At 68.1% G+C, this 14,856-nt stretch carries 10 protein-coding genes and 3 pseudogenes; 6 read left to right on the top strand and 7 right to left on the bottom strand.

Annotated features, from left to right (window positions below):
* Positions 1-279: 279 nt before the first annotated feature.
* A complete protein-coding gene (locus ACFYWI_RS36660) occupies positions 280-690 on the bottom strand; it encodes a hypothetical protein (RefSeq protein WP_389240199.1) in 411 nt (136 codons plus the stop codon).
* Positions 691-937: 247 nt separating this feature from the next.
* Between ACFYWI_RS36660 and ACFYWI_RS36655 the strand changes: the two are divergent.
* A pseudogene (locus ACFYWI_RS36655) lies at positions 938-2,058 on the top strand (DUF4037 domain-containing protein).
* A gap of 272 nt (positions 2,059-2,330) precedes the next feature.
* Here the strand turns inward: ACFYWI_RS36655 and ACFYWI_RS36650 are convergent.
* A complete protein-coding gene (locus ACFYWI_RS36650; protein ID WP_389240197.1) occupies positions 2,331-2,594 on the bottom strand; it encodes a hypothetical protein in 264 nt (87 codons plus the stop codon).
* A 541-nt stretch (positions 2,595-3,135) separates the two neighbouring features.
* Between ACFYWI_RS36650 and ACFYWI_RS36645 the strand changes: the two genes are divergently transcribed.
* A complete protein-coding gene (locus ACFYWI_RS36645) occupies positions 3,136-3,267 on the top strand; it encodes a hypothetical protein (protein WP_389240195.1) in 132 nt (43 codons plus the stop codon).
* 1,685 nt (positions 3,268-4,952) lie between these two features.
* Here ACFYWI_RS36645 and ACFYWI_RS36640 read toward each other — a convergent pair.
* Positions 4,953-6,302, bottom strand: a complete 1,350-nt coding sequence (locus ACFYWI_RS36640) for a hypothetical protein (RefSeq protein ID WP_389240193.1) — start codon at positions 6,300-6,302, stop codon at positions 4,953-4,955.
* A gap of 503 nt (positions 6,303-6,805) precedes the next feature.
* Here ACFYWI_RS36640 and ACFYWI_RS36635 point away from each other — a divergent pair.
* Positions 6,806-7,263 (top strand): annotated as a pseudogene (locus ACFYWI_RS36635) (CRISPR-associated helicase/endonuclease Cas3); the annotation flags it as partial.
* A gap of 269 nt (positions 7,264-7,532) precedes the next feature.
* Here ACFYWI_RS36635 and ACFYWI_RS36630 read toward each other — a convergent pair.
* The 3 genes and pseudogenes from ACFYWI_RS36630 to ACFYWI_RS36620 form a co-directional block, all read right to left on the bottom strand.
* Positions 7,533-7,859, bottom strand: coding sequence for a zeta toxin family protein (locus ACFYWI_RS36630; protein ID WP_389240201.1), 327 nt, complete (start codon positions 7,857-7,859; stop codon positions 7,533-7,535).
* Between the two features lie 98 nt (positions 7,860-7,957).
* Positions 7,958-8,182 (bottom strand): annotated as a pseudogene (locus ACFYWI_RS36625) (hypothetical protein); the annotation flags it as partial.
* Positions 8,183-8,572: 390 nt separating this feature from the next.
* Entirely contained in the window at positions 8,573-10,669 is a 2,097-nt protein-coding gene (locus tag ACFYWI_RS36620) for a pentapeptide repeat-containing protein (RefSeq protein WP_389240190.1), read from the bottom strand.
* Between the two features lie 654 nt (positions 10,670-11,323).
* Between ACFYWI_RS36620 and ACFYWI_RS36615 the strand changes: the two genes are divergently transcribed.
* On the top strand, positions 11,324-11,707 hold the full coding sequence (locus tag ACFYWI_RS36615; protein ID WP_389240188.1) for a hypothetical protein: 384 nt from the start codon (positions 11,324-11,326) through the stop codon (positions 11,705-11,707).
* The gene (locus tag ACFYWI_RS36610) at positions 11,704-12,309 is read left to right on the top strand and encodes a hypothetical protein (protein ID WP_389240186.1); all 606 of its coding nucleotides are present in this window, start codon (positions 11,704-11,706) and stop codon (positions 12,307-12,309) included. The genes ACFYWI_RS36615 and ACFYWI_RS36610 overlap by 4 nt, the downstream gene beginning before the upstream one ends.
* A gap of 82 nt (positions 12,310-12,391) precedes the next feature.
* Here ACFYWI_RS36610 and ACFYWI_RS36605 read toward each other — a convergent pair whose 3' ends face one another.
* Complete coding sequence (locus tag ACFYWI_RS36605; RefSeq protein ID WP_389240184.1) at positions 12,392-13,627, bottom strand: epoxide hydrolase family protein; 1,236 nt, start codon at positions 13,625-13,627, stop codon at positions 12,392-12,394.
* Between the two features lie 62 nt (positions 13,628-13,689).
* Here ACFYWI_RS36605 and ACFYWI_RS36600 point away from each other — a divergent pair, with 62 nt between their 5' ends.
* Positions 13,690-14,652 carry a helix-turn-helix transcriptional regulator gene (locus ACFYWI_RS36600; RefSeq protein WP_389240182.1) on the top strand — a complete coding sequence of 321 codons (963 nt, stop codon included), beginning with the start codon at positions 13,690-13,692 and terminating at the stop codon, positions 14,650-14,652.
* The last annotated feature ends 204 nt before the right edge of the window (positions 14,653-14,856 follow it).

Raw genomic sequence — 14,856 nt, 5'->3', positions numbered from 1 at the left:
GCGGCCGGTTCTGTCCACCCGGCCCGGCCGCCGGGCGGTTTGAGGGGGGTGGAGGCCGATGGCCTCCACCCCGGCCGGCTTGTGAGAAACCGACGAAACGGGTTCTCACCAGAGACGAAAGTCCTGGTGAGGGCCCGTTTTTCGTTGTCCGGGGTGCTGCGGTCCGAGCGAACGGCAGATTTGGGCGTTTTCAAGTGAAAGAGCCCACATCGTGTCATGCGTCATGATGCGGGCCCTGATCTTTGGTTGATCTTCAGCTGGTGCGGCCGGAGTTGATCGCTAGCCGGTCAGTGCGAGGTAGCCGGTGGGGGTCCGGCGGCCCAGCGGCTTGGTGCGGCGCCGGTGGTGGGTGCGCTTGCGGGGGCGCTCTCCGTTGAGCGCGAGCGTCTCGACCCACTTCTTGATCTTCCGGCGGTTGGCGTGGGCGAGCTGGTAGACGAGAAGGATGGTCTGGGCGGCGATGCCGCGGATGCGGCGGGAGTCGGCGGACTCGACAGTTTTCGGCGAGAGGGTTCTTCGCGAAGCCGTTGAAGCCCTCGACGCTGTCCGGAGCCGGAAGTAGACCTTCCGCCATTCCTCGTCGCCGTACTCGAGGGCTTGCCAGTGCTTGGCGCCGGCGGCTGGGGCGAGGGTGATGCTGCGCTGGCGGCAGACCTTGAGGGGGCCCGCAGGGCTCGGCTCCGGGTCCACGAGCGGCAGGTGGATGCCCCGGTGTCGGCGTACACGTGAACGTCCCCAGCCACGTGCGGATGAACGCGGACAGCTTCTGACGCGCTGACGGGTGTTGCTCGGCCGTCTGCGGCCGGCCGATGCCAGGCGGCGGGCGGCTGTAGCTGCTGTTGGCGGATCGGACCGGCCGTACGCGCAGTCAACCGCGACCTGCCGGACGTAGAAAAGCCTTCGACCGACCACTTGCCGATCCGGCACCCTCCCCAGCATGACCACGCCGTCCTTCATCCCCGGACTGGAACTCTCCCGCCGCTTCTACCTCGAAGCCGTACGGCCCCTGTTGGACGAGGCCGCCCCCAGGATTACGCACTCCGCCGCCCGCCTCGGCAGCGGCTCGGAAGTCCTCGGATTCGACACCGCCCGCTCCGCCGACCACGAGTGGGGGCCCCGCCTGCAGATCTTCCTGCACCCGCACGACGTCACCCACCACGGAGCGAGGATCACGGCACTGCTCTCCGAACGCCTACCGAAGACCTTCAGCGGCTACCCGACACACTTCGCCCCCACCGGCGAATCGGGCATCCGGGTCATGCAGACGACCGACGGACCGGTCCACCACCGAGTTGAAGTCACAGACCTGGGCACCTGGTTCACCGCGCAACTGGGCTTCGACCCGAGCAAGGACATCACCCTGGCGGACTGGCTGGCCGCCCCCACCCAGATCCTCGTTGAGGTCACTGCCGGTGCCGTCTTCCACGACGGACTCGGCCAGCTCGCACCAGCCCGCGCCACCCTCCACTGGTACCCCCACGACCTCTGGCTCTACCTACTCGCCTGCCAGTGGCAACGCATCTCCCAGGAAGAAGCCTTTGTCGGGCGCTGCGGCGAAGTGGGCGACGAAATCGGCTCCGCCATCGTCGCCGCCTGCCTGGTGCGCGATCTGATGCGACTCTGCCTGCTAATGGACCGCCGCTACCCGCCCTACAGCAAATGGCTCGGCAGCGCCTTCGCCCGCACCCCCCAGGCACCCGCCCTCGGCCCGGTCCTCACCGCGGCCCTCGCCGCCACCGACTGGCACACCCGCGAACATCACCTGGCCCACGCCTACGAGGCCGTCGCGGCCACACACAACCAACTCGGCCTCACCGACCCTGTCGACCCCACCACGCGGCCTACCACACCAGACCCTTTCAGGTCCTGCACGCCGAACGCTTCACCGCGGCGCTGACCACCCGCATCACCGACCCGGCCATCCGCACCCTGCCGACGATCGGCAACGTCGACCAGTTCATCGACAGCACCGACGTCCTCAGCCATCCGGAACTGACACGCGCCGCCACCCGCGCAACGGTCTGCTCTCCCCCTGAGAACTCCGTCTCAAGGCAGTAGAGGAAGAGAGCGAAGCGGCCTGACGTTTGGGGACATTCATCTGTACACGGCTGGGGAGCCAAGACCGTACGCCGACACCCGGCCGAGAGTGCGCGGCTTGATCGGGCACTGGACCTTGCCGGCCTCGGCCGGGCACATCATGCGCTGCTACCCGTCGGGGTCCTCGTGCTCCTTGGGATCAGGCGGTAGGGCTTACGGGCTTCGATGCGTCGGATCCAGGTCTCCTGGTCGATGCGCTCGTCGTAGAGGTCCTCGGTGGCGTCGATGAGGAGCTAGGGCATGGAGGGGCAGTACCAAGTGCCCTCGACCATGATCGCGCCGTCCGTGCCCGCTTGCTGACCGAGCTGATCGACTCGGTAGTCGTAGACGGGTTTGTAGCCGAGGGCGCGGACGGGTAGCTGCCATTCGGCGGGTTCGGAGTTGTTGTAGGCGACGTCCCCGGCCAGGTATCCCGGCTTGTAGCCGCGCTCGCGGAGCCTGCTGAGGATCTTGATGCCGTTGTAGGCGGGACGGTGGCCGGGTTTATCGAGGGACACACCGAGGACGAGTGCGGGCAGGCCGCCACCGTCGCGGGTGCGGTGAGGAGAGCCGAGAGGCGGCCCAGAACGCCGATGGCCGCTCCCGCACCGAACACCACGGGTGCTGGGTGTGTCGAGCGGAGGGGAACGACGTTCTGGTCAGTGGTCACGACGGGCATCCTCGCTGGTAGCCGCCCCTGCCTGCTACGGCACGACCCGCCTTCGGGGAAAGACACCGGGTGTCCGCTCAGGATTCGTCCGGATCTCCGAGCACCTGCATCGACGCCCGGGCCCCTCTCCGCGCTGGCACAGGAGGCCCGGTGCTGTCGAAACTGATGAGCATCTCGCGTGGGCCGCGGCCGCCGAACCGCTAGCAAAGTGCTCTCCGTTCTCGTGGACAGAGCCAGCAAGTGACCCGACGCGGGGAGTAACTCCTCGATGTCACTGCTTTCTGGCTAATTCAGCGCATTCCGACACCCTCCCTGTAGTTCATGGCTAGCGTCGACGCCATGCCTGACACAGCGCACGCTCAGCGAGTCCCTGGTCTTGTATCTCTTCGGTGCCCCCGGGCAGAAGCGCTTCGCCCAGCTGGCAGCTTGAGCCCGCGGCCGCCGACGCGGTGCGCGCCTACGCCGCGAAGACCCAGGAGAACGCCGACCGCCTCGCCGCCCAGCGCCCGGCCGTCGCCTGATGGTCCTGCGCGAGGAAGGGGCACAGTCCCCCTCAGCCGGCGCTGACGGGGACGGCCGTCGACCGCTCCATTTCGGCGGGCTTCCCAAATACGGATGGCGTCGCCTGGCTGCGGTGATGGACAGACGCGGCCCAGGCCTCGCTGAGTGAGCCGGTCGACCCTGCCCCGGTCGGCCGGGCACCGGCTCGCGCGGGCAGGCCACACCCCGCAGCTCGCCCGTCGGAAGCCTGACTGGCCGCCAGCTTTCACAGAGCCGGCGTGGGACCTCCAGTTTTCGCCGCGGTCACCTCCAGGCATAGGCAAGGGTTCACCGCAGCACCCGGTTGCAGTAACCCGAGCCGAGTGCGGCCATCTGGCCTGACAACGGCGGCGCGGCCGCCCGGTTGCTTTTGCCTGACGGTCTTGTCGGGTCAGAGGGGGGATTTCAGCCGCGGGTTTGATCAGCGTGCCGAGGTTGCTCAAAGTGCACGCTGGCGTCCTGTTTGTCACGATCATCCTCGTCGCGCCCTCGAGCGATTGTCACTTCTTCGACGGGCGAAGGCCATCAGAAGATCAGGAGATTCCATGAGCACCGGCTCCGGAAATGGACGCTGCCGCCTAGGGCCGCTTCCTGGGCGTCACCTCTGGCTGACTGGTGGGGCGCTGGCCTCGCTGACACTCGTCCTGTCCGGCTTTACAAGCCCTTCCGCTGCAAGCATCCAGCCCATCGCCACGGCACGGGCTGCCCTGGTCGGGGCGCCAGCGGCTGCAGGCGAATGCCGGCGTGAAGAGGACTGCACTACGGATCGTCCGGACTGGCCTTCGGATCATCACGGGGATCATGAAGGGCAGGGACCCATCGGCCCCACAGGCCCCACAGGCCCCACGGGCCCGACGGGACCGACCGGCACAACTGGAGCCACAGGAACAACGGGCGACGTTGGGCCCACGGGCGCGACGGGCGCGACGGGCCCGACGGGCCCGACCGGTCCGACGGGAACAACAGGAGCCACAGGGCCGTCGGGTGCCACAGGAACAGCGGGGGACGTTGGGCCCACGGGTGCGACCGGTCTGACGGGACCGACCGGCGCAACGGGTACAACAGGAGCAACAGGGCCGACAGGACCCACCAGCACGACAGAGGTAAGCGGAGAGCCCGTCACGCTGGCTCCCGGGGAATGGGGCACGGGCTTTGCTGCATGCTCGACGGGAGCCCTCACATCCGGTGGCTATCTGATGACAGACCCCATGGATGTCCTGTTCAATTCCAGAGCATTCGCTTCCAACGCGTGGGCCGTCACGCTGTTCAACAGCTCTGAAGTGACCGCAACATTCGTTGTAGTCGCACAGTGTGCCCAATGAATGGTTGAGGAAGGCGGAGAAAGGATCCCGGGGTGGAACAAACCCCGGGCGTCCTGTAAGGGCTGACGCATTAACCTGGCCGGATCTCAGCCGATGCCAGGGGTGCGCAGTGCGCGTACCTACCCCGGGCGAGTTCGTTATGCATGGTTTGCAGGCCAAGCCGCGTGCAGGCGAAATCGGACGACGCCCGTGGCCGCTGTCTCGCCTCACTGCCGTATCTTTCTGGGCAATCTGTATGTGCCGGGTCGGGTCGGGCAGAGCCACCACAGTGCCTCACGGCATCGCCCGGCAGTGGCGACCCTCTGGAGCCAGGCCGACGGACGATGCCGTGCCGATCCTCGCTGTCAGGGGAGGGTACAGAAGGCGGGGATGACGGGGCTGAAGGTGCAGTTGGTAGGGATGTTGCCCGTGACGCTGTTGCCGCCGCCGTCAGTGATGGCGTTGTTGGTGTAGAGGCCGCCAGGTGCAGGGGCGTTGGGTGAGGTGTTGCCGGAGATGGCGGTATTGGTGAAAGTGACACCGGTGCCGAGGTTGTAGACGCCGCCGGTCTGGGCTCCGGTCCCGGAAACCCGGTTGCCGCTGACGGTGGTGTCGGAAACAGTGAGCGTGCCGCCCGAGGACCGGTAGATGCCTCCGCCCTGGGAGTACTGACCAGAGCCGGTGTTGTCGGCGACCTGGGTTCCGTTTTGGAGGGTGAGGCTGAGGTTGCCGCTGCCGGTCTGGGCGATGGCGCCGCCACGGCCGCTCTGTCCCACGGTGCGATTTTTGGTGATGGTGGTGTTGTCCACGATGACCGGACTTGGAGCGGATACCCAGAGCCCGCCGCCGGAAGGGTTGGTGCCGTCAGCAGCAATGTTCCCTGCGATCAGGGCATTCCTGATCGTCATCGTAGAGGAAGGGCTAGCGGCACCGGACCTGATGCCGCCACCGCTGCCGCTGGTGACCCGGTTGTCGGTGACGGAGGTGCCGTCGAGGACGACCCTAGCGGCCGCTGCGCGGAACAGCCCTCCGCTGCTGGCGCTCGCGGTGTTGTTGCTGATGGTGCCGTCGGTGACGGTGAGAAGGCCCGAGCTGGTGAGGATCCCCCCGCCATCCTGAGCACGGTTGCCACTGACGCGCACGTCATTGAGGGTGGTGTCGGTGAGATTGAAGATGCCGCCCGCGCCGGAGGTGGGGGCCCGGTTGTCGGTGACGCTTCCGCCATTGAGGGTAGCGGTGCCCGACCGAAGCGCGAGGCCGCCGGCGCCAGCGAGGGCCGAGCCGGTGTTGCCCTGGACATGGATGTTGTTGGTGGTCAGGGTGCCACCGAGCTGAAGGAGGATGCCTCCTCCGCCGCTGATGTTGTCGCTTGTCACATCGCCGTTCTGGATGGTGACGTTGTTGAGGGTGAGATCCCCGCCCGTGATGACGTCGAAGAGACGGAACTGGGGCGTGCCGGTGGCAGGGGAACGGCGGATGGTGGCGGTATTGGAGCCGCTGACAGTGTCGATGCTCAAGGTTCTGGCGATCGGGGCGAGGCCGTCGAACGGCGCGGACGTGGACGTCAGGGTGAAGACGCACCAGTCGGGCAGGAGAACTTCGTCGTTCGCTGGGTTCGCCACGGCCGCTTGCAGGTTCGCGCCGTTGACGGTCTCGCTCGGGTCACAGGTCAGGGTGACGCTGACGGCTTGGGCTGGTACGGCGGCGACGCCCATGGCCAGCACACCCGTAGCAGTGAGACCGGCCAGCGTGAGGGTACGTGCCCTCCGGAAGCAAGTGCGGGAAGTCATAAACGGCTGCTCCTGAAGCGAGTGCGGGATCGGGGAATGATCCTCAGATACGGGCAGGCATCCAGCCAGAAGGCCGGCCACCGTCGGCGGGCACCGGCCGAAGGGCACGGACATGACTTTTCGCCCACGCCCCGCAGCCACCCTGCGCCGGTCAGATGACTAACCCCACGAGCGAAACAACACGCCGCAACAGCCCCCAAAACACCTCCTTTACCGGCACCATTTCACCGGGTCGGCCCATCAACCGGACCACCACGCCTCACTCCGTGCTGTCCAGCCACACAGAACTGCCCGCCTCAGAGCGACCCCTGGGGTCGAATCGCCGTCGAATGGCGCTATTTGCGCGTGGCAGCGTCGCAACCCGCGCCGCCAGGCACTAGCGTCGACAGCTGGTTGCATACCTCGATATTCGCCGTCATGAACGTCGAGTCGCGGCTGCCCAGGAGGCTGCCGTGGAACTGGCGCGGGCGATGGCGGAGCCGGGGCTGATGGTGATCGAGGCGCCGATGGGGGAGGGGCAAGACAGAGGCCGCGCTCGCTGTGGCCGAGATCTTCGCCGCTCGCTCGGGCGCCGGCGGGGTGTTCTTCGCGCTGCCCACCATGGCCACCGGCAACACGATGTTCCCGCGCCTACGGGAGTGGCTCGAGCGTCTTCCTGGGCAGCATGGTGCCCGGCAATCGGTTCTGCTGGCGCACTCCTAATGAGGACTTCGCCGACCTGATGCGCGAGGGCAGTCAGCGGGTCGCTGCTGTCGACGCGGACGCGCTGCCTGCACAGGAGTGGCGGCCCTCCCACGAGACGCGGTCGGCTCCCGCCGAACTCGTCGCGCACGCGTGGCTGCGCGGTCGCAAGAAGGGGCGTGGTGTTGGGGTGGCCCCCGGAACAGAGCGGCGTGCCGGTCGGCCAGGGCATGGGAGAGGAGGTCGGTGACCTCCGTGCTGGTGCGCGGCAGCAGGGTAAGGTCGGCCGACGGCAGTTGGGGGCCTCCGCCCAACACTCCGTGGCGCGACGCTGCCGCCTCGGGCAGCAGCACTGCGCACCGCCACGGCGGTACTGGTCGCGCCGGACCTCGCGCTCCCAGAGCTGGCGCACATCGCCCACTCCGCCGCTGGGTGTGCACGGTGTATCCGCCGCGGCGCAGCACGGCGGCGTAGTCACCCAGCCCTTCGCGTTCGAAGGTGGCCGCCCCGCGCAGCACGCCGCGTAGCGCGGCGTCGTGGATATCGGGGGTCGACCAGGCGGCCGTGCCCGTGTGTCTGGAGTTCCTCGAGGTAGCGGGTCGTAATGCCCAGGCGGCTGACCGGGCCGGGCACGGTGACGAAGGCGGTCTCGATGCGGTAGCGCGCGTCTCCTTCGGGCAGTTGGGCCGAGCGGATGCGGTGGCAGATGTCCTCGTACTCGGCCGGGCTGACCATGGCGGACTCCCGCAGAATGTTGAAGCCGTGCGACAGCGCGTGGTCCTGAGCCTGCTCCCACCACAGATCCCCGTCCGGGCGGACCAGTGCGTCCGCCTCCTGCGGCCGTTCGGCTGCCAGAGGGTCGCCCGTTGAAAGTGGGCGTCGCCGGAGAAGGTCACCTTGTCGAACCGGGCGTCGCCGGAGAAGGCCGCACCGTCGAACAAAGCGTCGCGCAGACGGTGGCGGGGTCGCGCAGAGCGTCGAGTAACCGGGCCAGCAGGCTTTCGGTGAATGGGGTGCCGCGGTGGTCGATGTGCGCGCCGGGAGTCAGGGTGGCCAGGTAGGCGGCGCGGTCGGCCTCGTCCAGGTGGGCCAGACAAGCTGTGTGTCGGTGACGTGAATGCCACAGCAGCCGACCGGATCCTCCTCAGTAGCCCCTTGGCCGCAGTGCGGCCAGCGCGGCGGAGTGCTGGACAACGGTTCTGGGGTTGCAGACGTCATGGCCCCAAGACGATCCAGCGTGGCCGGACGGTTGCCCTTCCCGCCTCAGCGGACACAAGCGTTGAGGTCTCCGGCACCGCCCTGAAGGACGTCCTGAAAGGAATCGTGCGTAACTGAAACCATTCGCGTCGGCCGACATCGAGTGTCGGGCCGCACGGAAGATTTCAGTGGGCGGGGGCTGTGGCCTGGGCACTGAAATCTTCCGTGCGGCGGCTCATGGCAGTTCGGGCGCACCGGTTGCTTCTGTGTCCGGTGGCTGCGGTGTTCTGCCGGCGCCTGGCCGTGGGAGATGCGGGTCAGCGTTTGACGCGGTTACGGACGGCCAGGACGGCCAGGCCCAGAAGGACGGGCTCGGTCACGCGGGACGCCATCTCGATGTAGGTGCCGGTGGTGGTCAGGTCCTGGCCGGAGGAACGGAACACCACTGAGTTGAGAGTGACGTTCAGGGCCTTCTCGAAGCGCTCGCCGGTGAACCTGTTCCCGGTGGGGTTCTGGGGATCTGCCTTGTCGATCTCGAAGGTGACTCTGCCTCCGTTGGGCGGTACGGTGCCGGTCGCCTCCTGTTTCGGGTTGTCCTTCGGGAGTCCGAAGCCCATCAGCAGCACGATGGTGACGAGCATGGCGGCAGCGAGCCAGCCCAGGGCGCGGGAGGCACGCAGGCCGTAGCCGGACAGCAGCCAGTAGCCGTGCAGCAGTCCGCGTTCGGCACGGGTGGTGCCGGTGCGGTCGTGGCGGCGCATCTCCATCTCGCCGTAGTAGAAGTCCGCCGCCCCCGGCTCGTTCTTGCCGTCCTCGAACGCCTTGCGCAGAGCCCGGTACACCGGCGCCAGCTTCGTCGGCCCGATGTGTCCGGTGCCGAACACCGCCACGTTCCATCCCCGGACTGCTGCCGGCTGGCTCGCGCGCCAGTGGTGTTCCTCGGCGAGGGTGCGACGCTGGGTGAACCGCACCGGGCGCCAGCGCTGCCTGTGCGTGCGGGACGGGGCCTTGCTGAAGGAGCAGGTGCCCTCCAGCCGCAGCTGGTCCAGATGGACGGTTCCGGTGAACAGGCACCCCGACAGGTTGACGTCGGCGAGGACCAGATGGGCTGCATCCACCCCGCGCAGCGAGGCCAGCCGCACCGTGGCATCGGGCGCACCGGCAAGAGCCTGTTCTTCCACCGGGCGTCCGTTGGCCAGAACGAAGGGGTCGGCCTCCGCGGCGATCGTGAGGGGGTATTCAAAGACCGCGTGGGCGAAGTCCACCGTGGCGTAGCGCAGGCGCAACTCGGCCGTTGACGACCAGCGGGTCCGTCGGCACTCCAGGCGGCGTGCGGCGAACGAGAGGGTCACCGGGCCGCCGAACACCGCCCCGGACAGCATCACCCGCCCAGCACACACCAACGGCCCGAGACTGGCCGACCGCTCGAAAACCGTTTCTACGAATCCGGCGGTGCCCTTGAAGGTCGCCGACTCGAACCCGGTGTCGCCCTCGAAGGTCGCCGACTCGAACCCGGCAGTTCCCTTGAAGGTCGCCGACCGGAACCTGGCGTCGTTTTCGAAGGTCGCCGACTCGAACCCGGCGGTTCCCTCGAAGATGGCCGACTCGAACCAGGCGTCGCTCTTGAAGGTGGCCGACTCGAACCTGGCGTCGTTTCCGAAGGTCGCCGACTCGAACCCGGTGTCGCCCTTGAAGGTCGCCGACACGAACCCGGCGTCGCTCTTGAAGGTGGCCGACACGAACACGGCGGTGCCCTCGAAGATGGCCGACCCGAACCGGGCGGTTCCCTCCAAGGCCGCAGACACGAACACGGCGATGTCCTTGAAGGTGGCCGACACGAACACGGCGTCGCTCTTGAAGGTGGCCGATTCGAACCAGGCGTCGCCCGTGAAGGCGGCCGACTCGAACCAGGCGGTGCCCTCGAACGTCGCCAACCCGAACCCGGCGTCGCCCTCGAAGGTGGCCAACCTGAACCTGGCGGTGTCCTTGAAGGTGGCCGACTCGAACCTGGCGGTGTCCTTGAAGGTGGCCGACTCGAACCTGGCGGTTCCCTCGAAGGTGGCCGACTCGAACCTGGCGGTTCCCTCGAAGGTGGCCGACTCGAACCCGGCGGTTCCCTCGAAGGTCGCCGCCCCGAACCTGGCGCCGCCGAGGCGAGGGTGCCCGGTGGTGGGGTCGCGCAGGGCGTCGAGTAACCGGTTCAGCAGGTCCTGGGTGAAGGGGGTGCCTCGGTGGTCGATGTCGGTGCCAGAGGCCAGGCTGGACAGATAGGCATCTCGGTCGGTGTCTGCCAGGTGCGCGAGACAGGCGGTCTGGCCCGGGATGTGGATGCCACGGCAGCCGACCGGATCCTCCGGGGTGGTGCCGTGACTGCAGTGCGGCCACGGGGGCGGTTCGGGGCTCGGGTGTGTCATGCCCGAAGGACGATCGAACGCGGCCGGATAGTTGCCCGCCCCGTGTCCGAGACCGCAGCACTGAAATCTTCGGTGCGGCACTGAACGACGTACCGAAATGAATCGTGCGCGACTGAATCTTTCCGTGCGGTCCGACACGGGACCCGGGTGGGCCCATGTGCTTCTGGAACCCAGATAACCTCCTCAATATCCGGGGTCCAGAACGACAAGGAAAACTGTCATATGTCACGTCGACAGGCTCACTTGTCACAGCGTCTAGCGACAGGGGAACTTGTCGCATGCGCCTGCCGACAAAGGACGACCCCGAGTTCTGGACCCAGATCATGACCCTGCGCGAGCCCGCCTGGTGGGAGGTCACCGAGGACGACCAGTTCGACCTCCACGACGCCGTCGAGGACGCCGTGCTCGCCCTCGCCCGAACCCTCTCCACCCGGGCCGCCGAGCACCGCGCCGCCGGACAGGACCTCCCCGACGCCGCCTTGGCCGCCCCCGACCTCCAGCCATGCTGCGCGCGCTGCGCGAGGCCCAGCGCGCCGTCGACACCCTGGCCGGCCGCACCGCGAAGAACGCCGGCCACACCGGCGCACCTACCGGCACCTCGGCGACTCCTGGGGCATCACCCGCCAGTCCGCCCGCCTCCGGTGGCCCGACCCCGTGCCGAAGAAGGGCGAGCCCCGCCCCGTCGAGCTGGAACTGGCCGGAGGCCGCGCCGAGATCATCGAACTTCCCGGCGAGGGCGGCTACGGGTGGGAAGCCACCGCCGAGACCGGTGTGACCGAGAAGGGCCCCGAACCCTACGGCAGCGCTTCCGAGGCCGCTGCGCACGCCGGCGCCTTCCTTCAGCGGCACGCCTGCGACCTGGACGCCGCCCACGCCGACTGCGAGACCATGATCCGCTGGGCCATGATCGGCGTCATGGTCCGTCGCCTCACCCGAGGGCGAGCCGCGACCCGCCCCGGTCCGCGCCCTCTTGCTCGCTGGGCCCCAGGCAAACCGGCTGAACTCCGTGCCAGCAGGGGCACTACTGTTCCATCGTGATCGACATCAACGCGGCCCGACTTGGGGCCGAAGCCGCCCGCCGCCTGAAGCAGGCCGACTGCTGCGAGATAGAGCCCGGGCTCACTGACGACGAGTTCGAGCGCATAGAGGCGGAATACGGCTTCCAATTCTCCGACGATCACCGTGCCTTCCTCGCCGCTGGCCTGCCGGTCAGCGAACCACCCGAGGAAGGAGCGACCTGGGACAAGCCCTGGCCCGACTGGCGCAACGGCAATCCCGCCGATCTGCGATCCCATCTCGCATGGCCGACCGAGGGAGTGTTGCTCTCGGTCGAGCACGGCTACTGGCATGCCGGGTGGGGCCAGCGGCCCACAGAGCCGCAGGACGCCAGGGCCGTCGCCGAACGGCACCTGGCAGCAGTCCCTCGACTGGCCCCGGTATACGCGCACCGGTTCCTTCCGGCGGACCGCGGAAACTACGGGCACCCCGTCCTGTCGATCTGGGACGGCACCGACATCATCTACTACGGCAGCGACCTGGCCGATTACATCGACATCGAGTTCAACGAAGATCACGAGCGAGACTGGGAGGCCTGGAACCCGAAGGCGACCGTTCCCTTCTGGAAGGACTTCTTGAGGTAGCCGGGCCTCCTATCGGCAGATCTCAAACGCGGTCTCAGTGATGAGGCTGATTCGCCCGCCAGTTGAGGGTTCGGTCTCCCTTTCAGCGTGCTTTGCCGAAGAACTCGCGGACGTCGCTGACGAGCAGGTCCGGGGCTTCCATCGCGAGGAAGTGGCCACCGCGGTCGAGTTCGGTCCACCGCACGACGTTGTGGTCGCGTTCGGCCCAGCGGCGGATGGTCACGTCGTGGGTGGAGACCAGTACGGCGGTGGGCACCGTCCCGCGCCGGTCGGCTGCCCAGTTGTCCTGGCCGTTGCCCCAGCTGGTGTCTTGCGTGGTGTCGACGCTGGAGTCGGTGCTCCAGTCGTCGGCTGCGGCCTCGCTCCAGGCGTTCGCGGAGATCTCCTCGTAGTACACCTGGGCGGCTGAAGCGGCGGTGCCTGTCAGCCAGTACAGCGAGACCTCGGTCAGGATGCGGTCCCGGTCGATGCTGTCCTCGGGCAGCCCATCTTCCGGGTCGGTGAGCTCCTTGAATTTTTCCACGATCCAGGCCAGCTGGCCGACAGGGGAGTCGGTGAGGGCGTAGGCCACCGTCTGCGGCCGTTTGGAGTTGCACTGCAGGTAGCCGTCGTTGAAGTTCTGCATGGCCTGCCAGCGTCGTTGTTCGACTTCGGTGAGGCCGTCCATCTCGCCTTCCGCGCCGACCGGGAACGTGATCATCGCGTTGACGTGTATGCCGATGACGTGGTCCGGGGCCTGCTTGCCCATCTGCGGGGCGACCCACGAGCCGGTGTCGTAGCCCTGGACGCCGTAGCGCGCGTAGCCGAGGCGGGACATCAGCTGGGTGAGAGCCCCGGCCATCGTGGCCGCGCCCATGCCCGGCCCGGCCAGTGGGGTGGAGAAGGCGAACCCAGGCAGCGAGGGGACGACCAGGTGGAAGGCATCTGCCGGATCGCCGCCGTGCGCGCGGGGATCGGACAAGGGCCCGATGACATCGAGGAAATCCACCACTGAGCCCGGCCAGCCATGCAGCAGCATCAGCGGCGTGGCATCGGGCTCGGGGGAGCGCACGTGCAGGAAGTGAATGTTCTGCCCATCGATGGTGGTCATGTGCTGGGGGTGCTTGTTGAGCGCCGCCTCGTGCACGCGCCAGTCGTAGGCGGTGCGCCAGTGTTCGGCGAGATCCTTGAGGTAAGCCAACGGAACGCCGCGGCTCCAGCCGACACCGGGCAGCTCGTCCGGCCAACGACTGGCGGCCAGACGGGCGTGCAGCTCGTCGAGGTGGGTCTGCGGGATGTCGATGCGGAAAGAGCGGATGCCTGGTGTCGTGTTTGCCATGGCTGTGACGCTAGGGGTCGCTTAGGTCACCTCCGGTCCTAACCTTCGGGCAGTCTGGAAGCATGCTCGAGACCTCCGGGCGGCTGCTGAAGCTGCTGTCCCTGCTGCAGACCCACCGCGGCTGGTCCGGCGCCGAGCTCGCCGAACGCCTCGCAGTCAGCCGGCGCACCCTGCGCCGCGATGTGGAGCGGCTGCGCGAGCTCGGCTACCCGGTGCACGCCACCCAGGGCGCCGCCGGCTACCGGCTCGGCGCCGGCGGCGAGCTGCCCCCGCTGCTGCTCGACGACGATGAGGCCATCGCCGTCGCGATCGGGCTGCGCACCGCGGCCGGCGGCTCGGTCACCGGGATCGAGGAGTCCTCCCTGCGCGCACTCACCAAGCTGGAGCAGGTGTTGCCATCCCGGCTGCGGCACCGGGTGCACACTCTGCACACCGCTACCGTCCGGGCCGGCGCCGTCCCGGCTCCCAAGGTCTCCGCGGACACCCTCATGGCCATTGCCGAGGCGTGCCGCCGACGTGAGCGGCTGCGCTTCGACTACACCAGCCCCCGCCGCGGCCCAAGCATCCGCTCGGTCGAGCCGCACAGCCTGGTCAGCTTCGGGCGCCACTGGTACCTGGTCGCCTGGGACACCGACCGCGCCGACTGGCGCACCTTCCGCGTCGACCGGCTCACCCCACGCACTCCGACCGGCCCGCAGTTCAGCCCCCGCGAACTCCCCGACGGCGACGTGGCCACCTATCTGGCCCAGCAGCTGTCGTCGCAGACGTGGCCCTTCCAGGCCACCATCACCCTGCACGAGCCCGCCGCGGCGGTCGCCGACCGCGTCTGGCCCGGCATGGGCGTCGTCGAACCCGTCGACGACCACAGCTGTCTGCTGCACCTGGGCGCCGGCACCCCCCGCGACCTCGCGTGGATGATCACCTCGGTCGACGCCGACTTCACCCTCACCCACGCCCCACCCGAACTTGCCGACGCTCTGCGCACCCAAGGCACCCGCTGCCTGAATGCCGTACGAGAGGTATAGGTCCCACCGTTTCATGCGGAGCCCGGTTCAAGAACACCGTCGCCCAGGTACGGGCCAACTCTCGGGCGAATCCGGACGAGCAACGCTCCACTGCTGGCCAGCGCCCCCATTGGATGGGCAACGGCGGTGAGCAGCTCCGAGAGCTCCTGAGCAGCGCATGGGGACTTTCAAGGTTCTGTCCGCACTTCCGTGAAGCCGGTGGTC

Source organism: Streptomyces sp. NPDC002889 (assembly GCF_042888425.1).
GTDB lineage: Bacteria > Actinomycetota > Actinomycetes > Streptomycetales > Streptomycetaceae > Streptomyces.
Note: the sequence above shows the minus strand (reverse complement) of the source record. Positions and strands in the feature narration are given on the sequence as shown.